18 protein-coding genes and 1 tRNA gene are annotated in these 26,071 nt (G+C 62.6%); 12 read left to right on the forward strand and 7 right to left on the reverse strand.

Going from position 1 to position 26,071, the window contains the following annotated elements; translation table 11 throughout:
- Positions 1–85 precede the first annotated feature (85 nt).
- The 3 genes from JS536_RS02535 (at position 86) to JS536_RS02545 (ending at position 3,413) form a co-directional block, all read left to right on the forward strand.
- A complete protein-coding gene (locus JS536_RS02535) occupies positions 86–1,048 on the forward strand; it encodes an HdeD family acid-resistance protein (RefSeq protein WP_214355630.1) in 963 nt (320 codons plus the stop codon).
- Positions 1,049–1,072: 24 nt separating this feature from the next.
- On the forward strand, positions 1,073–1,855 hold the full coding sequence (gene map / locus JS536_RS02540; protein WP_109057411.1) for a type I methionyl aminopeptidase: 783 nt from the start codon (positions 1,073–1,075) through the stop codon (positions 1,853–1,855).
- Positions 1,856–2,120: 265 nt separating this feature from the next.
- Complete coding sequence (locus JS536_RS02545) at positions 2,121–3,413, forward strand: citrate synthase (RefSeq protein WP_214355631.1); 1,293 nt, start codon at positions 2,121–2,123, stop codon at positions 3,411–3,413.
- 918 nt (positions 3,414–4,331) lie between these two features.
- Here JS536_RS02545 and dapD read toward each other — a convergent pair.
- Positions 4,332–5,351, reverse strand: a complete 1,020-nt coding sequence (gene dapD / locus JS536_RS02550; protein WP_214355632.1) for a 2,3,4,5-tetrahydropyridine-2,6-dicarboxylate N-succinyltransferase — start codon at positions 5,349–5,351, stop codon at positions 4,332–4,334.
- A 293-nt stretch (positions 5,352–5,644) separates the two neighbouring features.
- The gene (locus tag JS536_RS02555) at positions 5,645–6,751 is read right to left on the reverse strand and encodes a WYL domain-containing protein (RefSeq protein WP_214355633.1); all 1,107 of its coding nucleotides are present in this window, start codon (positions 6,749–6,751) and stop codon (positions 5,645–5,647) included.
- Positions 6,752–6,854: 103 nt separating this feature from the next.
- On the opposite strand from JS536_RS02555, the gene JS536_RS02560 reads away from it, so the two are divergent.
- On the forward strand, positions 6,855–11,342 hold the full coding sequence (locus tag JS536_RS02560) for a DEAD/DEAH box helicase (protein WP_214355634.1): 4,488 nt from the start codon (positions 6,855–6,857) through the stop codon (positions 11,340–11,342).
- 4 nt (positions 11,343–11,346) lie between these two features.
- Here JS536_RS02560 and JS536_RS02565 read toward each other — a convergent pair whose 3' ends face one another.
- Positions 11,347–11,826, reverse strand: coding sequence for a GNAT family N-acetyltransferase (locus tag JS536_RS02565; RefSeq protein WP_214355635.1), 480 nt, complete (start codon positions 11,824–11,826; stop codon positions 11,347–11,349).
- Between the two features lie 248 nt (positions 11,827–12,074).
- Here JS536_RS02565 and JS536_RS02570 point away from each other — a divergent pair, with 248 nt between their 5' ends.
- Positions 12,075–12,515 (forward strand): DNA mismatch endonuclease Vsr, encoded by a 441-nt coding sequence (locus JS536_RS02570; protein ID WP_214355702.1) that lies wholly within the window; start codon positions 12,075–12,077, stop codon positions 12,513–12,515.
- Between the two features lies 1 nt (position 12,516).
- Here JS536_RS02570 and JS536_RS02575 read toward each other — a convergent pair whose 3' ends face one another.
- The gene (locus tag JS536_RS02575; protein ID WP_214355636.1) at positions 12,517–13,575 is read right to left on the reverse strand and encodes a Gfo/Idh/MocA family oxidoreductase; all 1,059 of its coding nucleotides are present in this window, start codon (positions 13,573–13,575) and stop codon (positions 12,517–12,519) included.
- Between the two features lie 196 nt (positions 13,576–13,771).
- On the opposite strand from JS536_RS02575, the gene JS536_RS02580 reads away from it, so the two are divergent.
- Together JS536_RS02580 and JS536_RS02585 are read left to right on the forward strand one after the other, a co-directional pair.
- Positions 13,772–14,980 (forward strand): aminotransferase class I/II-fold pyridoxal phosphate-dependent enzyme, encoded by a 1,209-nt coding sequence (locus JS536_RS02580; RefSeq protein ID WP_214355637.1) that lies wholly within the window; start codon positions 13,772–13,774, stop codon positions 14,978–14,980.
- A gap of 33 nt (positions 14,981–15,013) precedes the next feature.
- Positions 15,014–15,982 (forward strand): Ppx/GppA phosphatase family protein, encoded by a 969-nt coding sequence (locus tag JS536_RS02585; RefSeq protein ID WP_109057403.1) that lies wholly within the window; start codon positions 15,014–15,016, stop codon positions 15,980–15,982.
- A gap of 99 nt (positions 15,983–16,081) precedes the next feature.
- On the opposite strand, the gene JS536_RS02590 is transcribed toward JS536_RS02585, so the two are convergent.
- Positions 16,082–17,047: an endonuclease/exonuclease/phosphatase family protein gene (locus JS536_RS02590; protein ID WP_217625094.1), complete on the reverse strand. Its 966-nt coding sequence runs from the start codon at positions 17,045–17,047 to the stop codon at positions 16,082–16,084.
- Between the two features lie 548 nt (positions 17,048–17,595).
- Between JS536_RS02590 and JS536_RS02595 the strand changes: the two genes are divergently transcribed.
- From JS536_RS02595 to JS536_RS02605, 3 genes are all read left to right on the forward strand, one after another.
- Positions 17,596–17,668 (forward strand) — tRNA-Arg (locus JS536_RS02595).
- Positions 17,669–17,891: 223 nt separating this feature from the next.
- Positions 17,892–18,317, forward strand: a complete 426-nt coding sequence (locus JS536_RS02600) for a nucleoside 2-deoxyribosyltransferase (RefSeq protein WP_109057401.1) — start codon at positions 17,892–17,894, stop codon at positions 18,315–18,317.
- 212 nt (positions 18,318–18,529) lie between these two features.
- Positions 18,530–20,386 carry an AMP-dependent synthetase/ligase gene (locus tag JS536_RS02605; protein WP_214355638.1) on the forward strand — a complete coding sequence of 619 codons (1,857 nt, stop codon included), beginning with the start codon at positions 18,530–18,532 and terminating at the stop codon, positions 20,384–20,386.
- 85 nt (positions 20,387–20,471) lie between these two features.
- Here JS536_RS02605 and JS536_RS02610 read toward each other — a convergent pair whose 3' ends face one another.
- Together JS536_RS02610 and xseA are read right to left on the reverse strand one after the other, a co-directional pair.
- On the reverse strand, positions 20,472–20,774 hold the full coding sequence (locus JS536_RS02610) for an exodeoxyribonuclease VII small subunit (RefSeq protein ID WP_214355639.1): 303 nt from the start codon (positions 20,772–20,774) through the stop codon (positions 20,472–20,474).
- Between the two features lie 69 nt (positions 20,775–20,843).
- Positions 20,844–22,211: an exodeoxyribonuclease VII large subunit gene (xseA, locus tag JS536_RS02615; protein WP_240544208.1), complete on the reverse strand. Its 1,368-nt coding sequence runs from the start codon at positions 22,209–22,211 to the stop codon at positions 20,844–20,846.
- A gap of 376 nt (positions 22,212–22,587) precedes the next feature.
- Here xseA and nrdD point away from each other — a divergent pair, with 376 nt between their 5' ends.
- Together nrdD and nrdG are read left to right on the forward strand one after the other, a co-directional pair.
- Positions 22,588–24,996, forward strand: coding sequence for an anaerobic ribonucleoside-triphosphate reductase (nrdD, locus tag JS536_RS02620; RefSeq protein ID WP_214303792.1), 2,409 nt, complete (start codon positions 22,588–22,590; stop codon positions 24,994–24,996).
- Positions 24,997–25,286: 290 nt separating this feature from the next.
- Positions 25,287–26,018: an anaerobic ribonucleoside-triphosphate reductase activating protein gene (gene nrdG / locus JS536_RS02625; protein WP_214355640.1), complete on the forward strand. Its 732-nt coding sequence runs from the start codon at positions 25,287–25,289 to the stop codon at positions 26,016–26,018.
- Positions 26,019–26,071 lie beyond the last annotated feature (53 nt).

Below are 26,071 nucleotides of genomic sequence, written 5' to 3' on the forward strand. Positions count from 1 at the left end.
TAGACAGTCTGCCTAGTTCTGCTCATGGTGTGAATTAGGCAGACTGTCTAAAATGTGGGGTGAACCGTGTACATAAGGAGTCATGATGAGCGACCCGAACAACAGCCAGAACCCGTTCGATCCGCAAGGCCAGAGCCAGCAAGGCCAGAACGGTGCGCAGTACCAGCCGAACCAGCAGCCGCAGTACGGTGCGTACGACAGCAACCACGGTGGTCAGTATCCGCCGCAGCAGGGTGACGGGCAGTCTGGCCAGAGCGGCCCGCAGGATGGTCCGCAGTCGCAGCAGGGTTATGGCCAGCCCTATTACGGGCCGTACGCCACCAATCCGAACGGCCAGCAGTACGGACAGTACGGTCAGCCGTATGGATACGGACGACCGTACGGCGCGTACGGTCAGAACCAGCCGAACCAGAACGGCCAGGACGATCAGGGCCGGAATCCGTTTGGCGCGCAACCCGGCTGGTATGCCGGCGACTTCAACCCGTTCCGCCTCATCGAGGAATGGCTGCCGCAGAAGGCAAAGACCACCATCCGTGTGGTGTACGGCGTGGTGGGCGTGGCCGCGGTCGCGCTGGGCTTGGCGCTGTTGCTTGTGCCGTCCAAGACGCTGGCCCTGGCCGCGTTGCTGCTTGGCGTCTACTTCGTGATCTCCGGCGTGGTGCGCATCGTCAGCGCCCTGGTCGAGCCCGGACTGCCCGGTGGCTGGCGCGTGCTGGACGTGCTGGTGGGCATCCTGCTCACCTTCGGCGGCGTGGTGGTCGTGCGCAACTACGGCCTGACCGGACAGACCTTGGCCCTGATGATCACCCTCATGGCGGGCTTCGGCTGGATCATGGAGGGCGTGATGGCACTGGTGGAATCGTGGCGCATCCCGCGCTCCGGATGGGCCGTGGCCTACGCGATCATCTCCATCATCGCCGGATTCGTGGTGCTGATGAGCCCGTTGAGCTCCACCGTGTTCATGGTGATTTTCGGCGGCTGCGCCATGGTGGTCATGGGCATCACCGCCGTGATTCGCGCGTTCACTTTCGGCAAGCCGCGCAAGTAGGGCGGCCTGAGTAGGCTGGCAGGCATGATCGAACTGAAGACCCCTCGTGAAATCGAGGAAATGAAGCCTGCCGGCCGCTTCGTCGCCGGAATCCTCAAGGAACTGCAGGAGACCACCAAGGTGGGCACCAACCTGCTGGAGATCGACGAATTCGTCCACAAGAAGATCGTGGACCGCAAGGGCGCCGAATCCTGCTACGTGGACTACGCCCCGGACTTCGGCACCGGCCCGTTCGCCCACTACATCTGCACTTCCGTGAACGACGCCGTGCTCCACGGCGTCCCGTACGACTACAGCCTCAAGGACGGCGACCTGGTCTCCCTGGACCTCGCCATCTCCGTGGACGGCTGGGTCGCCGATTCCGCCGTGAGCTTCGTGGTGGGCAAAGACCCCGACCCCGAGGACCTGCGCCTCATCAAGTGCACCGAGGAGGCGCTCGCCGCCGCCATCGACGTGGCCAAGCCCGGCAACCGTCTCGGCGATATCTCCAACACCATCGGCGACATCGCGCGCGAATACGGATACCCGATCAACCTTGAGTTCGGCGGCCACGGCGTGGGCCACATCATGCACGGCGACCCGCACGTGCCGAACGACGGCCGCGCCCACCACGGCTACAAGCTGCGCGAAGGCTTGGTCATCGCCATCGAACCGTGGTTCCTCAAGACCACGGACGAGATTTACCAGGATCAGAAGGACGGCTGGACCCTGCGCTCCTCCGACGGTTCGCGCGGTGCCCACTCCGAGCACACCATCGCTATCACGGAGAACGGCCCGATCATCTTCACCGACCGCACCAATCTGTGATTGCCGCTGGTTGAACCGTAGCGAATAGCGTTTTCTGGCTCCCCTCTTTGAGGGGAGCTGGCCGCAAAGCGGACTGAGGGGAGCTTCTGCACCACGCGGAGGCTCCCTTTTGTTATGCCCGGCGGTGCCGTGCGTTGCCGCCCGGCTGTTTTTGAGACGCCGGCTTGCACCGAAACACGCATGCCATATAGTGAGCCATACTTTTGAGCTTTGAGCCGAACGGCCCGTTCCGTCGGCATCGGCCCGTTGATGAGGGAGCACAAGTATGGCAACAGCCCAGCTGAATGTGGATGACAGCAAATACACCCTGCCGGTGGTCAAGGCCACCGCGGGGGCGGACGGCATCGTCGTCTCCAAGCTGCGTAACGACGGCTGGGTCACGCTCGATCCCGGCTTCCTGACCACCGCGCAGTGCGAGTCGAAGATCACGTTCATCGATGGCAAGCATTCCATCCTGCGCTACCGCGGCTACCCCATCGAGCAGCTGTGCGACCAGTCCGACTTCCTTGAAGTGGCATGGCTGCTGCGCCACGGCGAGCTGCCAAGCAAGGAGCAGTACGAGAAGTTCGTCTCCGCCATCAACCACCGCACCATGGTGGGTGAGGACTTCCGTACGTTCATGGGCTCCTTCCCGCGCACCGCGCACCCGATGAGCGTGCTTGCCTCCGCCATCAACGCGCTGGCCACGTTCTATCCGGACACCACGGACATCACCGATTCCGACCAGTTGGACGAGGCTGCGGTGATCATCATGGCCAAGGTGCGCACCATCGTCTCCTACATCTTCCGCCGCCGCCGCGATGAGCCGATGCTCTACCCCGATTACGCGCGCGGCTACGTGGACGACTTCCTGCGCATGTGCTTCGCCGTGCCGTACGAGCCGTTCGAATCCGACCCGCTGTACGTGCACGCCCTCGGCCGACTGCTCATCATCCATGCCGACCATGAGCAGAACTGCTCGACCTCCGTGGTGCGCATCGCCGGTTCGGCCCACGCCAACCTGTATTCCGCGGTGGCCGCCGGCGTAAACGCCCTCTCCGGCCCGCTGCATGGCGGTGCGAACGAGGCTGTACTCCGCCAGCTCAAGGCAATCCGTGATTCCGGCAAGTCAGTGAGCGAGTTCGTGACCGACGCCAAGGCGAACGGGCAGAAGATCTCCGGTCTGGGACACCGCGTGTACAAGTCCTACGACCCGCGCGCGGCCATCGCCAAGCAGTATCTGGAGAAGATCATGGAGCGCGAGGACACGTCCAAGCTGCCGGCCGACGAGCGCGCACTGTTCGATGTGGCCACCGAGCTGGAAGACATCGCCCTGCATGACGAGTACTTCGTCTCGCGCAACCTCTACCCGAATGTGGACTTCTACACGGGCCTGATCTACCGCGCCATCGGATTCGATCCGGCCATGTTCACCACGCTGTTCGCACTGGGCCGCATTCCTGGCTGGATCGCCCAGTACCGCGAGATGCTGGCCGACCCGAACACCAAGATCGGCCGTCCGCGCCAGGTGTACACCGGGCCGGTGAAGCGCGATTACGTGCCGCTGGAGGAGCGGTAGGCTTCCGCTTTCGGTGTGGCTTTCGAGGCCGATGCGTGATTCTGCGCGTCGGCCTTTTCGTTGTTTGTTTGGTGTCGTGGTAGGGATGCCGCTCTGGAGATTGTTGGTTGTCGTGGCTTCTTTGGGTTTTGTGCGGTGTTCTTTCATTTGATTCGGGGTTTCGTGATGAGTAGCGGTGAGGTTGCACAGGATTTGTTGATATGACATGGCTTTTCGGCGGATTTCACGGGCTGAATCCGCACGGCGTCCGCATGCAAGTTCATTGGTGGTCGCATGTCGGATGGGCTTGTGTCTCTGGTTCCGGAAGGCCCTCGGCAAAAGTGGTTTGCGTTCTTTCAGCATGGAAACAGATGCTTTCCGGATTTTGATGGGCTGCCGGAAGGTGTTTCGCGGCCGTTTGCATCCGGGAAAAACATGTGGTTTTTGGACTGAAAGGACTGCTGAAGCGGATGTTTGCGATTGTTTGGTGATAGAAGGCGGGCCTTTCTGACGTCAAACGGCCGCTGAACGGACGATTTACGATCGTTTGGTGATAGAAGAAAGATGCTTCTAGCATCAAACAATCGTTGGGCGGGCAATTTGCGATTGCTTGGTGATAGAAAGCATGCTCTTCTGGCCTCAAACAATCGCTGAAACAGGCATTCATTGAGAATGAATGCCTGCGGGGCTGGGCTGGCTGTTTCTGCCATAGTCGTGCGCAAAGAGTATCGGAAACGAGTTGAATCTGATGGATGTGGCTAGGAGCTTCTGAATCAATATGAGAGCTGCGATATGAACGGAGTTGCGATTCCCGTGTGTTAGAGCGGTTTCAGAGACCGGCCTCGATTTCCGCGCCGAAACGCAAAACGGAGAGTCCCATGGGACTCTCCGCAGGTGAAAATGAGCAGCTGTGCCGCACGGCTCAAGGAGCCGATGGAATCAGTTCTTGTGCAGCTTCTCGTTGAGCTCGATACCGATCTTGCGGTAGCGGGCCTCGATGCGGCCGTTGACCGAGTTGCGGATGAACAGGATGTTGTTCTTGCCGGACAGCTCGGCGCCCTTGACCACTTCGAGCGGTTCTCCGGCAGCGGCCTTGGCCTTGTCCCAGATGGTGATCTTGGTGCCGGCGGTGATGTACAGGCCGGCCTCAACGGTGCAGTTGTCGCCCAGGGAGATGCCGATGCCGGCGTTGGCGCCGAGCAGGGAGTGCTCGCCGATGGAGTTGCGCAGCTTGCCGCCGCCGGACAGGGTGCCCATGATGGAGGCGCCGCCGCCGATGTCGGAGCCGTTGCCGACCACCACGCCTTGCGAGACGCGGCCTTCGACCATGGAGACGCCCAGCGTGCCGGCGTTGAAGTTCACGAAGCCGGCGTGCATCACGGTGGTGCCCTCGGACAGGTAAGCGCCCAGACGCACGCGGTCGGCGTCGCCGATGCGCACGCCGGTGGGCACCACGTAGTCGATCATGCGCGGGAACTTGTCCACGCCGAACACGTTCACGGTGGCGGCGGGGGCCGCGGCCGGCAGACCTACCTGGGTGGCAAAGGCTTGGGCGGCGTCCGTGGCGGCGCGCTCCACATCGGCCTTGCGCAGCGTGAAGTCTTCCACGGCGAACGGGCCGTAGTTGGTCCACACCACGTTGTTGAGCTGGGCGAAGATGCCGTCCAGATTCAGGGTGTTCGGCTTGGCCAGACGCATGCTCAGCAGGTGGAGCTTCAGGTAGGCCTCGGCGGCGTTGGTGATCGGTTCGTCCAGCTGGCTGACGGTGAACACCGGGACGCGACGGACACCGCGGGCGTCTGCCTCCTCGGTGACCAGGGTGCCGAAGTTGTGGTTCGGGCGGTCGACCTCGGCGGGTGCCGGGCCCAGCGTCAGTTCGGGATACCAGACGTCCAGGGTGTTGCCGGCCGCGTCGATGCTGGCCAGGCCCCAGCCCCATGCGGTACGTGCTTCGCTCATACTTGCTCCTTTTATTCATTGGCGATGATCGAGGTTTCCGATGGTTTCCACCATAGCCGTAAGACGGTCTGACTGAGCGTTGATTGCTCAGAAATGCTTGAGAATGGCTTGTTTTCGTGAGGTTCGGTAAAAATTTACCGCTTTCGAAAACCTGTGCGATGATGACGGGACGATGTTGCTGGCGGCTCCGGCAAAGGATTGCCGTTATTGGTTGGGAGGCGATGATGACTGTGTCAATGTTGGCGGCAGTGGGGCTGCCGGCCATTGCCGTGGCGGTGCTTTGGCTTCTGGTGTCAATGATGCTCAGGCGGAGCGGAATCTTCGGGCGCATAGGAGGCGGCCATGCGGGTGCCGGCATCGTACAGTTTGCGCTTGAGCGAATCTGGTTCGAGAATGGTCACGCGGCCGTCCCACGAATACTGCAATGCCCACCAGAACACCGCACGTTCGGGGGAGTTCACGGCGACCTCGAACTGGCCTCCGCTGCCGAGCGGGGTGATCTGCGGATCATCGAACCACTCGAACACGTTGTTGAGCATGGATTCGCCGCGGACGAGCATGCGGATGCGCACCGGGTCGTCTGCTACGGGGTAGGGACGGTGACGCATGAAGTTCACCGCGTCGAAGCCTTCGGGCGCCGGCCTCTCCAACGGTACGCTGCCGTGCAGCCCTTTGGTGCTCACGTTGGTGATGCGGTTGACCACGAAGATGCGCAGATGGTCTTCGCCATGCAGGTGGCAGATGAGGTAGTAGCGGCCGTTCTTGTACACCATCTGATAGGGATCCGCCGTGTAGGTGCTGCCCGTGCCGGTCCGGCTTTTGTGTGGCACCAATGTGCCGTCCGGCCCGTAGTCACGGTATTGGAAGGTCACGCCGTGGCCGTCCTCGATAGCCTGGTTGAGCTGGTCGATGGTGGAGAGGAATTCGCCGTTGATATGCGTGTACGTGGCCACGTGGTCGAGATAGTCGATGGTGTCCCCGGCGGCTCCGGCGAGCTCGCGGATCTTGCCAACCAGCTCGTCCAGCGTGTCCAAGCTGATGCGCGAGAGGGTGAGGCTGTCCGCCAACAGCCGCATCTCTGCTGTGGACAGGAAGGCGTCCATATACCAGCCGGGCTGCGGGTCGGCGCACTCCACGCCGATCAGGTCGCTCTCGGTCAGATGGCCTATGCCACGGCCAAGAAAGCGTGTGGTGGCGAGTTTCCTGAGCTGGTTGCGCACGGTCTTTTCCGTGGGCAGCTCGTCCGGAGTGGCGTACGGATGCATCTTGCCGAGTTCGTCAAGAATCTGGCGCACGGACAGGCCGTGACCGAAGTAGGTGTGCCGCCATAGCACCTCGAAGATTTCGAGGGTGGCGTTGCCCGCATAGGTCTTGCGTTTGGCCTGAGTGTCCGCTTCCATATATCAAGGCTACCGCGCGTGTCGTCTAGGATGGAAATGTTGGGTTGATTGCATGCTGATTGAGCGGCCCATACATGACTGTTTTTCGGAAAGGAGGATGCCCATGGGCGGGGGATATGGCGTGTTCGGGCATGTCTCCGACGATTCGGATGACCTGCGCGATGAGCGGTCTTATTCGTCCGGTCTGCAACGGCGCAAGGGATGGCGCAGTGCGGATTCGGACAACGACGACCTTGTCGATGGCATCGATGACGCCGACGGCATGGGCGGTTACGACGACGATGCCGCTGCCTCATGGGGGCATCGCCTGCGCAGGCAGGGTTCGTGGCGCATGGGAGGGCATGTCGTTGCCGATGCTGACATGGACATCGAGGACCCTGATGCCGGGAATACCGATACTTCGGACGCTGATCGAGACGGTGTCTCCGATGTGACGTTCGGTGCTGGTGGAAGCCTCACCGCGGCTGACGCGGTCATACCGTATCGCCCGTATCGGCAGGGCAAAAGCGTCTGGTTCGGCGACGATGAGGACGCGGCCGTCGGAAAAGCCGGGGGCGGGGGAACGGTCTCACTGGGCAGGTCGCGGGGAACGCAGCCGGTCCCGCTGACCGAGTTGCGCCGCGACGTGACCACATCCGTCTCCAACGCGGTGCTGGACCGGGCCCGCGGCATCGTGCGTCTGGCCGACACCATGCTCATCGACCCGCATTATCAGGCCGATCAGCGTGCTCGGTACGCCGAGCTCGACGCCATACTGCGCGGCACCACCAGTCCCGGCAGCCGATACCGGACCAACGTCCAGTTCGATTTGGATACGGGCGAGGTGAACGGCGGCAGCTGCACATGCCCCGCGTACGGGCGCGGATACGGCATGTGCAAGCACATGGCGGCGCTCGCCTTGGCGTTCTGCGACGAACCTCAGCGATTCGCCGGGTACAAGGCCGGAGCGGTGCGACCATCGCGTGCGGTGCTCAGCTACATGGAACGTATGGATCAGCGCGACGCCCAAGCCAAATCACGGCGTCGGCTTGCCGTGATGCAACGATTCGGCAAGGACGGCGGTGCCCCTGCGTCAGGTCGATTTGGCCGTGCGAATGGCGGACGCGCGCGTTCCGGCGCGAACACGGACGGATACCGTTTCGCTGACACCGTGGCGCCCGGCGAGGTGAGGCTCACGCCCATCCTGCGATTCATCGATGGCGTATGGGGTGTGGAATTCAAAATCGGTGCCCCGGCCAACGGTTCCGATTATGTGCTGAAGTCGATTCCGCAGTTCGTGGCTGCGATTGCTGCCGGTACATATGAAAGCTACGGTCAGAAACTCGCGTTCACCCATACGGTGGACATGTTCGATGATACGTCGCGCCCGTTGCTCGGTTTCCTGAAATCGGCGCTTGCTATCCGTCAGGCCGCCGAACAGCAGGATCGGTATTACGGGCACATCGCCATCGACCGGCATATGACGCTTTCCAAGTCCGAAGTGGCGAAATTGCTGGATTCCCGTGCGGGCGGCAGCGTGAAACTGGTGTTGGACACCTGGTTCGCCGGCCAGCCCGCCACGGTGCCGGTGGAAGACGGCGAACCGGAATTGGCCATGCGCATCATGCGCCGTGACTTCCAGGTGCATGGGCCGGATGCCGGTTACCTGCTATCCGGAATGCCGCCGATTGAAACGGTGGTCGAGGGCGGAACGGGCGCGTGGCTGCTGCTTGCCCCCACGGGTGCGGTGCCGGGGGCCGTTTCCGCCATGATGGCCGGCTCGCAGCGTATCAGCGCCGCCGGGTGCCGGTTCGTGCGTTGCCCGAGGCGGGTGCTCCCGTTATTGGGATTGCTGGATGAGTTGTTCGCTCCTGATTCGCCGGGCCAGGTCATCGCCGGAGATGATATTGCGTTGTTCGCGCGCACGCTGCTACCGCAACTGGTGGGTGCGGGATTGCTGGATGCGGGCGAGCTGCCTCGCGAGTTGGTCTCGTTGCAGCCGGTGGACTGCGAGCCCGAATTCTACCTGGATCGTGACGAGCACGGTGTGCAGTGCGAAGTCAAGGCGCGGTATGGCGATGCCGTGGTGCCGCTGTTGCCTGCGGGGCCGGTAGAGCGGAACGATTCGGTTGGTGGGATGTCCGGCGGCTCATCGGGTGCCGGTGCCGGCTCTGCGGATTATGGCGTTGGGGTCGTGGTCGGGCGCGACTTCGATGCCGAACATCTGGCGTTGGATGTGGTGCGTGAATTCTTCACCATGCCGGATACGCGCATGGGGGTGTTGTCGGCGTCGTTGCCGTCGGCGACGGCGACTCAGACTTCTGGGCGTAGACGAGGACCGGCGGCCGGAAAACGGGCCAGTGCTTCTGGTTCCAAGGCTTCGAGGTCGGTTGGGAATGCCGTCCGCTCGGTGTCCGGTGCGGCGGTCATCAATCGGGACGACACCACGCAGCTGGTCCGTTTGTTCGATGAGGGCCTGACGGCGTTGCATGAGGTCGGCAAGGTGTTCACCACCCCGGCGTTTGACCGTCTGGTGGCACCTGCGGCACCGAGCGTCAAGGTGGGATTGTCCATCAAGGGCAATCTGGTGGAGATCTCACCCATTGCGGACGAAGTGCCGCCGGATGAGGTGGGCTCGCTGTTGGCCTCCTATCGACGCCGCCAGCAATATCATCAGCTCAAGGACGGCACGCTCGTCAAACTCGGCGGTGCCAAACTCGACACCTTGGACCGACTCGCACGGGACCTCGACTTGAGTGAGCAGGACCTCAACGCCGGGCTCATCGAACTGCCAGGCAGCCAGGCGTTCCTGCTGGACGGCGAATTGCCGGACGACGGTTCGGATGTGGTCAAGGATTCCTCATTCACCGAATATATCGACGATCTGGCCATCATCGACCCGCAGCGTTACGAGGTGCCGGACAGTCTCAAGCACGTGCTGCGCCCGTATCAGGCGGAAGGCTTCCGCTGGCTCAACACCTTGTGCGACAAGGGATTCGGCGGCATCCTGGCCGACGAGATGGGACTGGGCAAGTCCGTGCAGCTCATCGCGCTGCTGGTCTCCCGGTATCAGCAATACCGGAACGATCAGCCACAGACCTTTGATGCTGCCAGCACTGACCGCATCGATGGAAGCGGGAGAAGCGGTAACGAACTGGCAACGAGTGGTGATTCGGTGCGGACGATGGATGCGGCGAACCAGCCGGATTCGTCGCCGTCGCTGATTGTATGCCCGGCATCGTTGGTCTACAACTGGGCCGCCGAATTCGCCAAGTTCGCGCCGGATCTCAACGCCGTGGTGGTCGCCGGCTCCAAAGCCGAACGTCGTGCGGCCATCGCCCGGGCGTTCCAGTCGGACGGGCCGACCGTGCTCATCACGTCGTACGATCTGCTGCGCCGGGATGTCGAGGACTATACGGCGACTGAGATTGCGGGCGGGGGCGCGTCTGGGAGCGGGACCGGTGCCGAACCGCGCCGATTCATGGTCATGGCGTTGGACGAGGCCCAGTACATCAAGAACCACACCACCAAAATCGCCAAGGCGGTCAAATCGGTGGCCGCCGAGCACAGGTTCGCGCTCACCGGCACGCCCATCGAGAACCGGTTGTCCGAGCTGTGGAGCATCTTCGACTTCCTCATGCCCGGATTGCTGGGATCATACAAGCGGTTCCGCGAACGATACGAGCTTCCCATCGCCAACGGCCGTGCGGCTGACCAGACCCCCGAAGAGGGACGTGCCGCGGCGCAGGTCAACCCGGAAGCGGCGCGCGTGGCCCACAAACTGCAATCGTTGGTGGGTGTGTTCATCAAGCGTCGTCTCAAGTCCCAGGTGCTCACCGACTTGCCGGACAAGATGGAGACCGTGCTCACCGTGCGGCTGGAAGGCGAACAGCGCAAACTGTACGCCGCCCATGAGCAAAGGTTGCGGATGCAACTGGAGCACAGCGACCAAAGCGACTTCAACACGTCGAAGATACGGATTCTGGCCGAACTGACCCGGTTGCGCCAGATCTGCTGCGATCCACGACTACTGTATGCGGACGCCAAGGACCAGTCGGCCAAGCTGGCGGCCATCGCGGAACTGGTGGAGACCTGCGTGAACGAAGGCAAGAAAGCGTTGATCTTCTCCCAGTTCACCAGCTTCCTGGACCTGATCGCCGAACGATTCGACGCGCAAGGCCTCCGGTATTACACCATCACCGGGTCCACGCCCAAGAAACGGCGTCTTGAACTGGTCGACCAGTTCAATGCGGACGACACCCCGGCGTTCCTGATCTCTTTGAAGGCCGGCAACACCGGTCTCAACCTGACCGGCGCGAGCGTGGTGATCCATGCCGACCCGTGGTGGAACGCCGCCGCGCAGGATCAGGCCACGGACCGTGCCCACCGCATCGGCCAGACCGAGAACGTCAACGTGTATCAGGTGGTGGCCAAGGACACCATCGAGGAGCGGATTCTGGAGTTGCAGCACACCAAAAGCGAGCTGGCACGCCAGTTCACCGATGCTTCGCTGGCTGCGGACGACGCGAATGAGCTGGGCGTCGCGGGCGCGACCGGCACCGCATCCATCGCCACGTTGACCAAGGACGATTTGATGGGACTGTTGGGATAGCGGACTACAGAATCTGCTCCATGCCGATGCGGTAGGGGGTCAGGCCCATGCGTTCGTAGAAGGCCTGGGCGCTGGGATTGCAGGACCAGACGTTAAGCGTCACGTTGTAGCAACCGGATTCGCGGGCGAAATCGAGTACATACCGGTAGAGCGCGGAACCAACGTGCATGCCGCGCGCCGTCTCGTCCACGCACAGGTCGTCGATGTACAGCGTCTTGATGTCCGTGAGCACATGGTTGCCCGGATGCTGCTGGAAGATGCAGAACGCATACCCCAGCACCCGGCCGTCGGCATCGGCCGCAACGAACACCGGCGTGGCATCGTCGGCCAGAATGCCGGCCAGCTCGTCGTCCGTGTACTTCCTGGCACCGCCCTTGAACAGGTCGGGCCGGCCCTGATGATGGACTTCGGCCACCTGCAGCAGCAGGTCGTCGATGGTGGGCATGTCGGCCGCCGTGGCCCTGCGAATCGTCAAATCACTCATAAGCAAATCAGTGTAATCGCGGGGGAGTGGCGGTGTTTGCATGATGTTCGTTTGGCGGTGGGATGTACGTCATGCTATCTAGTGGGGGAGTGCCTTAGTCGGCCGGGTTGAAGAAACGCGCGAGTCGGAGGAGACGAAGAGATGTGCAAGTTGGCCGGGCCGAGGCGATGCGCTTGATTCTGATGGTCTGGTGATCTCGAAATGAATGTGTCGTTGCCGTGGGGAGCGGCACGGTAGGCTGGGATGCCGTGAGTCGCAAGCAGCAGCCGGAGAAATACGAGAAGGGCACCCGCTCGTACACCATGTCGCACATCCGCGGCAAGGATACGAAAATCGAGGTGCTGGTGCGTAGCTACCTGTTCCGTCGCGGGCTGCGATTCCGCAAGAACGACAAACGTTACCCCGGCCATCCGGATGTGGTGCTGCCCAAATACCACACCATCGTGTTCGTCAATGGCTGTTTCTGGCACATGCATGAGGGATGCACGAAGCATGCCATGCCGAAATCGAACGTGGAATTCTGGCAGGCCAAGCTGCTGCGCAACCGTGAGCGGGACAAGGCCCAGCACGCCGAGCTGGAGGCCGCTGGCTGGCGGGTGATCGTCGTGTGGGAATGCGAATTGACGAAAGCCGCGCGGGCGGACAGGCTCGCGCGGCTGTATGAGGAGATCGTCGGGGAAGCGGAGTGAGCTACTCCTCGAACGGGAACTTGAGGTTCCAGCGCTCGCGGATGGCGTCCATGAGCTCCATGATGCGGATGGTGTCCGCGTGCGGCATGGCCTCGCACTCCGTCTTGCCGTCCAGCAGCGCGGCGGCCGCGTCCGCCACCTCGTACTCGTAGCCGGTCAGCTGGGCCGGCACCTCGACGTTGCGCACCAGCTTGTGGTCGTTGTCATAGACGGCGATGGCCTCGGGGTTGTTGATGTTCGTGACCACCAGGTACCCCTTGGAACCCCACACGTAGCCGCCGCGGTCGGACGTGACTAGCATCGAGCTGGTGGAGACGCCCATCGTGCCGTCGCTGTAGTACAGCGTCGTGTTGTTCTGCGAGTCCACGCCGGTCTCGGGCCAAGCCACCATCGACGTTTCGAAATGATCCACCGTACGGCCATGATCGGCGCCGATGGCCATGTCCAGGAAGTTCAGCGGGTAAACGCCCACATCCAGCAACGCGCCGCCCGCGCATGCCGGATTGGTCATACGCGCCTTGCCGACCACCGGATAGCACAGGTTGGCGCTTGCGGACTGGACCTCGCCGATCTCGCCGGAATCGATGATCTCATTGATAAGACCACGACTGGGCATGTACCGCGTCCAGATCGCCTCCGTGCACAGCAGCCCGGTCTCCTTGGCCACGGCCAGCATCTCGCGCGCCTGCGCGGTATTGGCCGTGAACGACTTCTCCACCAGCACGTTCTTGCCCGCCTTCATGCACAGGATCGCATGCTCGGCGTGCATGCTGTGCGGGGTGGCGATGTACACCAGATCCACGTCCGGGTCGGCCATCAGATTCTCATATGAGCCGTACGCCTTGTCAAGACCCCACTGGTCGGCGAACGCCTGCGCGCGGTCCAGGTCGCGGGCCGCCACCGCGTACGGGTGGATCCAGCTGGCGTAACGCGGGTCGGCCGCCATCTTGGTCAGGGTGTCGGCCATCGTATGCGCGATGCCGCCGGCGCCCAGGATCGCCACGTTGACCTTGGCCTCGCCGGCCTCGACCGCCGCGCGATTGTTGTTGAGCCTGCTCATGATTCCTCCTTGAACATGGGTTAGTTCGGTCGTTGAACCTATTGGCGATTATAGAGGGAGCTGACCCTGCGAGAGCGGATTGCGCGGGAAGGCGGTGTGCCGTGCCCGTCGGTACATTTATGCCTGATGCCGCTGGATATCGGATGCATGGGAGCGTTGCGAAACCCTTGTCCCAGCACGCGGATAGAACCGAGATATGGAAAACGAAGCAGAGCTGCAACTCCCCATCATGTCCCGCCGTGCGCGCGAGATCAATCCCTTCCGAGCCATGGTCTTCGGCGAAAAGGCGGACACCATGATTGCCCAGGGCGTCAGCGTCATCAAACTGAGCCTTGGTGAGCCCGATTTCGGTGCTCCGCCGGCCGTGCGCGACGCCATGCGCGAACAGTATGACGGCCGCGCCTTGCCGTACACCGCCGCCATGGGTCTGCCTGAACTGCGCCAGGCCATCTCCGACTTCTACCGTGACCGGCACGACCTTGACATCGATCCCAAGCGCATCTGCGTGACCGCCGGAGGTTCCGCGGCACTGTTGCTCGCCACCGCGCTCACCGTGGACACGGGCGACGATGTGATCGTGGCCGACCCCTCCTACCCGTGCAACCGCGAGCTGATCCGCTCCTTCGAAGGCAACGTCATCGACGTCCCCACCTCCGCGGCCACCCGCTTCCACCTCAACTCCGACCTGTGCCGGAAATACTGGACGGACAAGACCAAGGCCGTGATGGTCACGTCCCCCTCAAACCCCACCGGCACCACCATCGACTTCAACGTGCTTGCCGAGGTGTGCGCGCTCGCCGCTGAACGCAAGGCGTGGCGCATCGTGGACGAAACCTACCTCGACCTGGCGGACCGCGAACCGGACGGCACCGAAGTCAAGTCCGTGCTGGCCTGCGACCCGGGTGCCATCGTATGCAACAGCTTCTCCAAGTTCTTCGGCATGACCGGCTGGCGCCTTGGCTGGGCTGTACTGCCGGACGACCCCACCGTGCTGGAGGCCGTGGACGACTTGGCCACCAACTATTACCTGTGCGCCCACACGCCCACCCAGCACGCCGCGCTCGCCTGCTTCACGCCGGAAAGCCTGGCCGAATGCGAGGCGCGTCGTCAGGAACTGCTGGCCCGCCGCCGCATCGTCATCGATGGGCTCAAGCGCATTGGCCTGCCGGTGGAGGTGGAGCCGAACGGCGCGTTCTACGCCTACTTCAACATCTCCTGCACCGGTCTGGATGCCTGGACCTTCTGCGAACGTGCGCTGGACGAGGCGCACGTGGCCCTGACACCGGGCCGTGACTTCGGTGCCGCCACCGCGGACACGCACGTGCGCCTGAGCTACGCCGCCTCTCGCGAGGCGCTGAGCGAGGGATTGGAACGACTCGGCCGGTTCATGGCAGCGCTGGCGTGAGCGGCCTGTCATTAGGTGATAAGGTCAAGAACTATGGTCAATCTGCGCTCGCACACCACCCGACTCGGCGTGCTCGATATCGGTTCCAACACCATCCACATGCTCATCGTTGACGCCGCTCCCGGCGCGCGCCCCGATCCCGAGGCCAGCACCAAGTCCACCGTGCGCCTCATGAAATACCTGAAGGAGGACGGCTCCATCAAGAAGGCCGGCGTCGAGGCGATCCTCGAAGCCGTGGACCAGTGCATGAAGCTCGCCGAGGAGTACGAGATCACGCAGCTGCTCGCCATGGCCACCTCCGCCCTGCGCGAGGCGCCCAACGGCAACAAGGTGATTCACAAGATCGAGGAACGCATCGGCCAGGGCGTGACCGTGCTGTCCGGCAACGACGAGGCCCGACTCACCTTCCTCGCCGCCCGCCGCTGGTACGGCTGGGACGCCGGCCGACTGCTCGTGCTGGACATCGGCGGCGGCTCGTTGGAAGTGGCGATGGGTTCCGATGAGGAGCCGACCGTGGCACTGTCCGTGCCGGCCGGCGCGGGCCGCGTGACCACCGAGTTCCTGCCCTCCGGCACCGCCACGCCCGAGGAGCTTGAGGAAGTGCGCAAGAACGTGCGCAAGATCCTGGAGCCGATGGTCAAGGTGTTCCCGCAGTCCAAGCATCCGAACCACGCGGTGGGCACATCCAAGACCTTCCGCTCGCTGGCCCGCCTGTGCGGTGCCGTGGTGCGCCAGCCCGGCCGCGAGGACACGTGGATCATGACCCGTGAGCAGCTTGAGGACTGGATTCCGCGACTGGCCGCCATCGAGCCCGAACAGCGCGTGGCTCTGCCCGGCATCACCCCGGAACGCACGATGCAGATCGTGGGCGGCGGCGTGGTGGCCGACGAGATCATGAAGGCGCTCAACATCCAGGAAGTCGAGATCTGCCCGTGGGCGCTGCGCGAAGGCGCCATCCTGCGCTGGCTCGACCAGTTCGGTCGCACGCGGCTGGGGTTCTGAGACTGTCGGTTGGTGCGCGGACGGGTTCGCGGGTCTCATCTTCGACGCCGTCTTCGGGACGGCTTCCCTCGGCGGGAAGAGTCCCGGGACAGGATGATGCTACTGCATCACGTCCACGGTCATGAGCAGGGCCGCATGGTCAGAACCCTCCACCTGCACCACCTTGCCTTGGCCGGCCCGCATGCCCTGATCGAGCACCACATGGTCGATGCCGGCGAACATCGGCACCCATGGGCGGTTCGTGGGCCAGGAGAACGTGAACCCATGGCCTGAGGCATAGGCGGCGTCCTGGAACCGCGTGCCCAGGAAATCGCGGAACGGCGTGTGGTCGTATGTGGCGTTGAAATCGCCCATGAAGATGTACCGGGTGTCCGTGTGCTCGCGCATCAGGCCCAGCTCATCCAGAGAGCGCTTCCACTGACGCCAATAGCCGGGCACCGGTGCCGTGGTGTGTACCGAAACGAATCGAATCCGATACCCGCCCAGATCCACGGTGCCACCCGGCATGAACGAGGCGCTGGAATTCACCTCGTCATCCACCGGGTCGGCCAGAGGAGTGGCGGACCACAGGCCGTTGCCGTACACGCCATCGGACGAGGAGACCTGCGAATATGGCAGGTAATGCTCGATGCCGGCCTGTTTGAGCCGCTTGACGAAGTCGTCGGTGGTTTCCTGCAAGGCCAGCACCTCCACACGCTGGTCGCTCACCAGATCCACGATGGCCTGCGGGTCCGCCTGGCCCTTGTATACGTTGAACGTCATCACGCGCGCGAAGGCATCCTCGGTATTGGCCTCGGAGGCGGCCACGGCGTTCAGCGCTGCCTGCGGCAACGGATTGGGGGAGTAGAAGAACGGATACTGCCAGTACCCGTTCAGTCCGATAGCGGCCACGGCGAGCAGCGCGGCGAGGATGCGGTGCGAGACGATCGCCAGCAGCAGGGCGATCAGGGCCAGCAACGCGAACCAAGGCGTGGCCGAGACCGCGATCGGCACATACGGCAGTTCCTGCAAATCACCGGGCAACGCGCGTGCGGCGGTGCCGATGAGGGCTGCCAGCGCGAACAGCGCGGACAACAGACCGAGCAGCCGGTTCCGATAACGGTGGTCGGGAGCTGTGTTCTTCCTGGACTTGGATTTGCCAGATTTGCTGGACTTGCCGGATTTTCCGGTTGCGGGGCGAGCCTTGCCGGTTACCTTGGCCGGGCGTGCGCTGGTCCTGTAGAACGAATCGTCTCTGCCGGATCCGTAGGTTCCGTCGATTCTGCCGGCCTTGGTTCCGGTGCTGCCGGTGGCCTGCGATCGTGTCCGGGTGCGGCCGGAAGCCGTCCCGCCGCGACTTGCGCCGGTGGCGTTGCCGTTGCCATATGCCGTGCTTCGTGACCTCGCCATGACGATCCCCTCCATGCCATCCGATTTTCTGCGATTTGCCACTGTAGCGGGTTCGTCTTGACAGGCGTCCGTTTTTCCGCCGCAAGGCCCATGTTCCGCACCAAACCGGCACGATTTGTTCGTATGTGTGCCGGTTCATCGGGCCTGCCGTGACGTGCTTGGTCACCGATATGCCTTGATGGGTGTTCGTTTGGGGTGCTGACCGTGTACAATGGAACGTCGTTGCCCGGGTAGCTCAGTGGATAGAGCACCGCTCTCCTAAAGCGGGTGTCGTCGGTTCGAATCCGATCTCGGGCACTTGTGCTGGCGGAAGGTCCAAGGATGTGACGTATCCGCCATGTCGATTTCCCCTTCTCGTCACTGGCTATCATGATTGAGACGTGACTGAAGAGGCGTGAAATTCGCGCCATTATGCGGCATGAATGCGGTATGTGCAGCAAAATGTTCGCATGCTGATATCTTGTCCACACCTTGAGCTATATACATGATGTTCCGCAAGGCTGCGGTATGACTGGAAGCCATGAGTGACAAGGAATATGACTATTACGTGGCCGGTCCGTTCTTCGATCCCGAGCAGACGCGCAGCATGGAGCGCCTGGAGAAGGTGCTGGAAGATCATGGCCGTAAGCTGTTCAAGCCGCGGTTCGTCAGCCAGATCGAGGAGGTCGGTCCGGAAGGTTGCTTCGCGGACGATATTCGCGGCATCAACTCCTCCAAGGCGGTGATCGCGAACCTCATGGACGAGGATCCGGGCACCATGTTCGAAATCGGATACGCCCATGCGCTGGGCATGCCGGTGTATGCGTATTACGAGGGCATCACGCCGATGGACCGCGTGAACCTCATGGTGGCGCAGGCCGTCGAACTGGTCTTCTCCGGCCCCGAAGACGTGGCCAAATACCTGGAAACCGGCGAGCATACAGAAGTCGATTACATCCAGTTCTGATGGGCGGCCCCGACGGGGCGAGGCGATTCGGACAGAGAGGACCGGGCCGCCTCGACTCGTCTTGCGGCACCGGGCTCACGGGCTTGTCCGGTTTATCCGGTTTGGCCGGAGCTTGGGATTTCATTCGTTGGGCCGTAGACATATTGGCCATGTTGACGGATGGACGGACCTCGGCAACGAGTTTGTAGCAACGATGGAGTTACATAGGGGCTATGACTGAAAACATCGCTGATGTGGCCCGGAATGAGACCACGATCGTCAAGCAGTTCACCAACCCGGTCAAAGAGCCGATCGACAGCGACATCAATCTGTTCGATCTACTCGACCGCCGCGCCCAGCGTGACCCCGATGGCTCCATGATCGAATACAAGGGCGATGACGGCGCCTGGCACCCCTACAGCGCGCAGGTCTTCCGCGACATGGTCATCGCCTTGGCCAAGGGCCTGATCGGCCTCGGCGTCAAGAAGGGCGATTCGGTCTCCATCGTGTCCCACACCCGCTGGGAGTGGACCGCGCTGGATCTGGCGATCATGTCCATCGGCGCGCTCACCGTGCCGGTGTACGAGACCAACTCCGCCAGCCAGGTCAGCTGGATTTTCAACGATTCCAAAGTCACCATCGCCATCGCCGAGGATGACGGTCAGCGTGACAAGATCGAGTCCGTGCGCTCACAGGTGCCCACCCTGCGCAACGTGTTCGTGATCGAGGCGGGAGGTCTGGAGGCCATCAAGGAATATGGCGAATCCGTGACCGACGCCGAATTCTGGGAATACAAGGAAGCCGCCCACGGCGACGACCTCGCCACGATCGTCTACACGTCCGGCTCCACCGGAACACCGAAGGGAGTGGAACTCACCCACCGCAACTTCGCGTTCCTGGTGCTCTCCGCGTTGCAGTACATGCCGCGCGCCGGCGCATGGCCGGACCGCCGCCTGCTGCTGTTCCTGCCGTTGAGCCACGTGTTCGCCCGGTTCATGGAGTTCTTCAGCTTCGGCGGCACCATCACGCTGGCCCTGAGCTCCAACATGAAGACCATGGTCAAGGATTTCGAGACCTTCGGTCCCACACTGCTGCTCGCCGTGCCGCGCGTGTACGAGAAGGTCTACAATGCCGCTTCCCAGCGCGCCGGTACCGGATTCGCAGGCAAGATGTTCGCGCGTGCCGCGCAGAACGCCCGTGACTGGTCCCGTGCCGAGCAGAAGGGCGAGAAGCTGTCGCTGGGTGGCCGCATCGCCCACGCCTTCTACGAGCAGGTGGTGTACAAGAAGATCCGCACGATCTTCGGTCCGAACGCCGACTTCGCCATCACCGGCGGCGCTCCCATGGACTCCGAGCTTTCGCACTTCTTCAACGGCATCGGCATGCCCGTGCTGGAGGGCTACGGCATGACCGAAACCTGCGGCCCGGTGTGCGTGAGCCTGCCGGAGGACAACCGCATCGGCACCATCGGCATGCCCATGTGCGGCATCACCGCCGGCATCGCCGAGGACGGCGAGCTCGTGGTCAAGGGTCCGCTGGTGTGCAAGGGCTACCACAACAACCCCGAGGTCACCGCCCAGCAGATCACCGACGGCTGGCTGCACACCGGCGATCTGGGTGACATCAACGAGGACGGGTTCATCTCCATCACCGGCCGCAAGAAGGATCTCATCATCACCGCAGGCGGCAAAAACGTCTCGCCGGGCCTCCTGGAGGCGTCCGTGATGACCTCGCCCGTGGTCAATCAGTGCCTCGTGATCGGCGACAAGAAGCCGTTCGTGGCCGCCTTGGTCACGCTGGATCTTGCCGACGCCAACGCTTGGCTGGAAGCACAGGGTGCCAAGCCGGAGCCTGACCTGGCCTCGTTGGCCGGCAACGCGATCGTGCACGCCGAAGTGGAGCGTGCGGTGAACGCCGCCAATGAAGGCGTCTCTCGCGCCGAATCCATCCGCAAGTTCGAGATCCTGCCGGACGAGTTCACCGAGGCCAACGGCATGCTGACCCCGAGCCTGAAGACCCGCCGTGCGCAGATCGTCAAGCACTATCAGGACCTGATCGACAACGTGATCTACGTGCCGCTGAAGAAGTAGGTGCACCTACCGGTGAGGACTACCCCTCAGTCGCCTACGGCGCCAGCTCCCCTGACAAGGGGAGCCAAGGCGTTTGTCTGGATACTCAGTCGAGATTCGACTGAGTACCAGCAGTGGCCTGATTGGCGGCCTGGTCGGCCTGGGCCTGATCGAGTTTGGCACGGACATCGTTGAGCAGGCCTTGCGCGCGCTTGGCCAGGGCCTCGCCGATCTCCCACTGACGCATCGACTGGTCAAGGTTCAGGCCGCCGGTCTCCAATGCCTGCACGGCTTGAATGAGCTTGTCTCGCGCCTCCTCGTACGGCATCTGGGCGATGAGTTCGCGTTCCTTGTCCGTCAATGCGGAAGCGGGGGCGGTGTTCTCGGAGGTGTTGGAAGTATCGGTCATGATGACGCTCCTTACTATATATACGGTAGTTATGCGTGTATCGGTATGAATATATGAATGACGATGCGGTTATTCGGTGATGGACGTGGCAGTCGCGGTGATGACGCCCCGCTTCAACGTCACGGTGATGTCATCTCCGGGGGAGACCTGCGTGGAACTGTCCACGACGTGTCCATCCGCCGACTGCACCACGGCATAGCCGCGATTGAGGGTGGACTGGGGGCTTAAGGCCGTCAATGAGGCGTGCGCCTTCTCGATGGTGAGCTGTGCGTCATCCACGATGCGGCGCAATCCGATGTCCAGCCGCTGCAATGAATCATCGATCAGACGCTGATGCGGCTCCAGCATGGTATGAGGCTGGGTCAGGCTCGGACGGTTGGCATATCCCTCGATGAGCCGGATTTCGTTCTCCACGCGGGAACGGACGCGCAGACGCATACGGTCGATGGCGCCTTCGATGAGCTGCGACTGTTCGTTTACGTCCGGCACCACGCGCTTGGCGGCATCAGTGGGGGTGGAGGCGCGCAGATCCGCCACCAGATCCAGCAGCGTCCAGTCGTCCTCATGTCCGATGGCGGAGACCAACGGTTTGGAGCAGGCGTATGCGGCGCGCACCACCCGTTCGTCCGAGAAGCCAATGAGGTCTTCGAAGGAACCGCCGCCACGGGCCACGATGATCACATCCACGCTGGGATCGGCATCCAATTTGGCGATGGCCTCGACCACCTCGGCAGGGCATTGCTCGCCTTGCACATGCACATGCACCACCTTGAACGAGACCGTGGGCCAGCGCAGGTTCACATTGGTGATCACATCGCCCTCGGCTCGGGCCTGCGGTGCGCACACCAGACCGATGGTCTTGGGGAATTCGGGGAGGGGGAGTTTGTGGTCGGCGTCGAACAGTCCCTCGCCCTTGAGCCGCTTGCGTAGCTCGTCGATCATGGCCTTGAGACTGCCGCCCTCGCCGACCTTGAGGATCGTGTCCCCCCTCAGGGAGAGCGAGGTGCGCTTCATCCACAGATTCGCCTTGCCGTGGATCACCACACGGTCGCCCTGCACGAACTGGCTGGCGGCGGCGGCGAAACGGCCGAAACCATTGACCTCCATGGCGATGTCCTCGAAATCGTCGCGCAGGGTGATGTACGCCGAGCCGGCGCGACGGGTGTTGATTTGGGTAATCTGGCCGGTGACCCAGGCCGCCGGCCAGCGTTCCACCGCACCATAGAACTTCTGGCTCAGCACGCTGACCGGCCAGGGGTTCTGGGCGGTGGTCTCGCCCGCCCGTGCCGGCAGCTGGTCGACAGGACGCGGGCCGGCGGGCAGGTTGATGGTGCCCGGCTCGCCGGCTCCGGCCCCCTGACCGGGGGTGAAGCCGGCCGAAGCCAGGGAGGCGGCGGTCGGTGCGCCGCTCGAGGAATAGCCCATTGCAGTAGTCATGCCCTCCACTATAAATGCGGTTTTCGGGGAGGGAAAAATTTTACCGACACGAAAAACCCATGCGATGATGAGCCGTATCGGATGCAGATGGAACCACATAGCATGAGGGGAGGTCGAATATGGGCATCATCAACCGGCGACACGCTCGGGGAAAACCGTTACGTGAATCACACAGATTCGATTTTGGCGGAATATGGCCGATAATCACTATAAATAGGTCAACACGCCATAGCTGGGCACTAGATATAGGGTTGGGGTTGCCGTATCCTTCTAAAGGTTCAAGAAACGACATCCATGTAATTCGTGTGGCCCACGTCAAGTGCGGCCAAAATACGGGACTGGAAACAGGCCCGCACACCAAGGAAAGAGGTTCCCGATGAGCGCACAGGTGCTGGAAGAGAACGTCGCCGGCAGCGAGATCAAGAAGGTCGCCAAGACCTCCACCGTTCTCGTCGAGAAGCGCGACGGTCGCGTGGTCGATTTCGACCCGATCAACATCATCTCCGCGGTCAAGTCCGCCTTCGGCGACCTCAACAAGGAAATCGGCCCCGAAGAGGAGGCCATGATCCGTGGCTTCGCCAACCAGGTGGAAGGCGAGATCAAGGGCCGCTACAACGGCCCGGCCAAGATCGAGGACATTCAGAACCTCGTGGAGCATGCGCTCATCGACGCCCACCTGTATGACGTGGCCCGTGCCTACACCAGCTACCGTCTGGACAAGGACATCGAGCGCGCCAAGGCCACCGACGTGAACGAGGCCGTGGCCCGCTTCATCAACCACGATCCGACGCTCATCCACGAGAACGCCAACAAGGACTCCAACGTCTACGCCACCCAGCGCGACCTGCTGGCCGGCGCCGTGAGCAAGGCCGCCGCGTTCAACATGTTGCCCCCGGCCGTCTCCAACGCCCACATGAAGGGCGACATCCACTTCCACGACGCCGACTACTCGCCGTTCACCGCCCAATCCAACTGCTCCCTGCCGAACTTCTGGGACATGCTGGCCAACGGCTTCACGCTCGGCAACGCCCCGATGGCCTCCCCGAAGTCCATCGCCATCGCCGCCACCCAGATCACCCAGATCATGAAGGACGTGGCCTCCAGCCAGTACGGCGGCCAGACCGCCAACCGCGCCGACGAGCACCTGGCGCAGTACGCCCGCAAGGATTACGAGAAGTTCCTCGAGGAGGCCCGCGAGACCATCCCCGACGGCATGCCGGTGGAATTCGCCCGCCGTCAGGTGGAGAACGCCAAGAAGAACGAGCCCGCCAAGCTCCACTTCGGTTCCCGCGAGCCGCTGCCGATGGACACCCCGTTCCATACGGACGTCGACGAGCTGGAGCAGGAGCGCGAGATCCTGGCCAAGATCCGCACCCGCAAGGCCATCTACGACGCCATGCAGACCATGGAGTACCAGATCAACTCCAACCGCGTTTCCAACGGCCAGACCCCGTTCGTGACCGTGGGCTTCGGCCTCGGCACCGACTGGTTCTCCCGTGAGATCCAGCGCGCGATTCTCCTCAACCGCATCCGCGGCCTCGGCAAGGAGCACCACACCGCCATCTTCCCGAAGCTCGTGTTCACCGTCAAGCACGGCGTGAACGCCGACCCGGGCGACCCGAACTACGACCTCAAGCAGCTCGCCCTCGAGTCCGCCACCAAGCGCATGTACCCGGACGTGGTGTTCTACGAGAACATCGTCAAGATCACCGGTTCCTTCAAGGCCCCGATGGGTTGCCGTTCCTTCCTGCAGGGCTGGATCAACCCGGAGACCGGCAAGGATGAGGAAGACGGCCGCATGAACCTCGGCGTGGTGACCGTGAACGTGCCGCGCATCGCCATCGAGTCCCACGGCGACAAGGCCCGCTTCTGGAAGCTGTTCAACGAGCGCATGGAAGTGGCACATCAGGCCCTGCAGTTCCGCATCATGCGCTGCAAGGAGGCCACCCCGGTCAACGCCCCGACGCTGTTCCGCTTCGGCGCCTTCGGCCGCCTCGGCGCCAACGACAATGTGGACCAGCTCTTCAAGAACGAGCGCGCCACCGTGTCCCTGGGCTATATCGGCCTGGCCGAGACCACCGCGGTCTTCTACGGCAAGAACTGGATCCGCGACCACGGCTGGGATCCGGAAGGCAAGGAGTTCGCGCTGTCCATCGTCAAGCGCATGAACGAGCTGTGCAAGCAGTGGAGCAAGTCGGAGGGCTACCACTACTCCGTGTATTCCACTCCGGCCGAGTCCCTGACCGACCGCTTCAACCGCATGGACCGCGAGAAGTTCGGCCGCATCGAGGGCGTGACCGACCACGACTTCTACACCAACTCGTTCCACTACCCGGTGTGGCTGCAGCCGACCCCGATGGAGAAGCTCAACTACGAGAAGGACTTCCCGTACTACGCCTCCGGCGGCTTCATCAACTACTGCGAGTACCCGTGCCTGCAGGACAACCCGAAGGCGCTCGAGGCCGTGTGGGATTACGCCTACAACATCGGCATCGGCTATCTGGGTACCAACACCCCGATCGACCACTGCTTCGTGTGCGGCTTCCAGGGCGACTTCGAGCCCACCGAGGAGGGCTTCAAGTGCCCGGAGTGCGGCAACTCCGACCCGGACAAGTGCAACGTGACCAAGCGCACCTGCGGCTACCTCGGCAGCCCGGTCCAGCGTCCGATGGTCCACGGCCGTCACGAGGAGATCGCCCACCGCGTCAAGCACATGAGTGGTGAGACCGGTCGCGTGACCCTGGACGACGGCACCACCCGCGAGTGGTTCGAAGAGGCCAAGTAATCGTATGGCTCTGTTAAACCAAGATTGACGTGAATTCCATCGGACTACCCCTCAGTCGGCTTCGCCGACAGCTCCCCTGACAAGGGGAGCCAAGAAAAGGGATACGTCAATCTTGGTTTAACAGAGCCAATTGTATAGCGTGAGTCGGCTCCCCTCTCCGAGGGGAGCTGTCAGCGAAGCTGACTGAGGGGAGTCCTGCAATCGTGCGGGAACTCCCCTCAGTCGCCTAGAGGCGACAGCTCCCCTCAGAGAGGGGAGCCTGCGTGTTGTCGGCAAATACGGAGGTGGACATGTCGGAGTTCCAGCAGATTGCGGCGCGTGAAATCAAGCGCCATGACTTTGCGGTGGGTGAGACAGGGCGAGGCCCCTCCGTGCCTTCCCATGGGCTTGCCAACGATCCCAGGGCCGGCCAATGGGACGGCCGACGCATGTCCAAGCGGATGATCGCCGACTACAAGACCTTCATCGTGACCGACGGCGAAGGCGTACGCAACTCCTTGTATGTCTCCGGCTGCCCGTTCCACTGCGTGGACTGCTTCAACGCCTCCATCTGGGACTTCCAGGCCGGTCACGAGTATACCCAGAAGCTCGAGGACAAGATCATCGAGGATCTCAAGGCCCCGTGGGTGCAGGGCATCACGTTCCTCGGCGGCGAACCCCTGCTCAACACCCCCGTGCTGGTGCCGCTCGCGCGGCGCATCCGCGAAGAATTCGGCCATGCCAAGGACATCTGGTGCTGGACCGGATACACATGGGAGGAGCTCATGCGTTCCGGCGAGACTCCGGACAAGCTCGAACTCCTCAAGCTCATCGACATCCTCGTGGACGGCCGGTACCTGAAGGACCAGAAGAACTCCCTGCTGCAGTTCCGCGGCTCCGCCAACCAGCGCATCCTCGACGTGCCCAAGTCGTTGGAGGCGGGCAAACCCGTCATCTGGGCCAAGCTCCACGACCAGGAGCGAGACATCCCCGAGATCTACCTCAAGGACCGCGAGGCCGGCGAAGGTTCGCAGGCGTCCTGAATCATATAAGGCCATATAAGAGGATGGTTCGGAACCGTCCAACCCGACTCCCA

Source organism: Bifidobacterium sp. SO4, from assembly GCF_018555355.1.
GTDB classification, from domain to species: Bacteria; Actinomycetota; Actinomycetes; order Actinomycetales; family Bifidobacteriaceae; genus Bifidobacterium; species Bifidobacterium miconisargentati.

Excerpts from the sequence above, each read along its gene's own strand:
- JS536_RS02535 (WP_214355630.1), top strand. The coding sequence starts at position 86 with ATGAGCGACCCGAACAACAGCCAGAACCCGTTCGATCCGCAAGGCCAG.
- map (WP_109057411.1), top strand. The coding sequence starts at position 1,073 with ATGATCGAACTGAAGACCCCTCGTGAAATCGAGGAAATGAAGCCTGCC.
- JS536_RS02545 (WP_214355631.1), top strand. The coding sequence starts at position 2,121 with ATGGCAACAGCCCAGCTGAATGTGGATGACAGCAAATACACCCTGCCG.
- dapD (WP_214355632.1), bottom strand. The coding sequence starts at position 5,351 with ATGAGCGAAGCACGTACCGCATGGGGCTGGGGCCTGGCCAGCATCGAC.
- JS536_RS02555 (WP_214355633.1), bottom strand. The coding sequence starts at position 6,751 with ATGGAAGCGGACACTCAGGCCAAACGCAAGACCTATGCGGGCAACGCC.
- JS536_RS02560 (WP_214355634.1), top strand. The coding sequence starts at position 6,855 with ATGGGCGGGGGATATGGCGTGTTCGGGCATGTCTCCGACGATTCGGAT.
- JS536_RS02565 (WP_214355635.1), bottom strand. The coding sequence starts at position 11,826 with ATGAGTGATTTGACGATTCGCAGGGCCACGGCGGCCGACATGCCCACC.
- JS536_RS02575 (WP_214355636.1), bottom strand. The coding sequence starts at position 13,575 with ATGAGCAGGCTCAACAACAATCGCGCGGCGGTCGAGGCCGGCGAGGCC.
- JS536_RS02580 (WP_214355637.1), top strand. The coding sequence starts at position 13,772 with ATGGAAAACGAAGCAGAGCTGCAACTCCCCATCATGTCCCGCCGTGCG.
- JS536_RS02585 (WP_109057403.1), top strand. The coding sequence starts at position 15,014 with ATGGTCAATCTGCGCTCGCACACCACCCGACTCGGCGTGCTCGATATC.
- JS536_RS02600 (WP_109057401.1), top strand. The coding sequence starts at position 17,892 with ATGAGTGACAAGGAATATGACTATTACGTGGCCGGTCCGTTCTTCGAT.
- JS536_RS02605 (WP_214355638.1), top strand. The coding sequence starts at position 18,530 with ATGACTGAAAACATCGCTGATGTGGCCCGGAATGAGACCACGATCGTC.
- JS536_RS02610 (WP_214355639.1), bottom strand. The coding sequence starts at position 20,774 with ATGACCGATACTTCCAACACCTCCGAGAACACCGCCCCCGCTTCCGCA.
- xseA (WP_240544208.1), bottom strand. The coding sequence starts at position 22,211 with ATGACTACTGCAATGGGCTATTCCTCGAGCGGCGCACCGACCGCCGCC.
- nrdD (WP_214303792.1), top strand. The coding sequence starts at position 22,588 with ATGAGCGCACAGGTGCTGGAAGAGAACGTCGCCGGCAGCGAGATCAAG.
- nrdG (WP_214355640.1), top strand. The coding sequence starts at position 25,287 with ATGTCGGAGTTCCAGCAGATTGCGGCGCGTGAAATCAAGCGCCATGAC.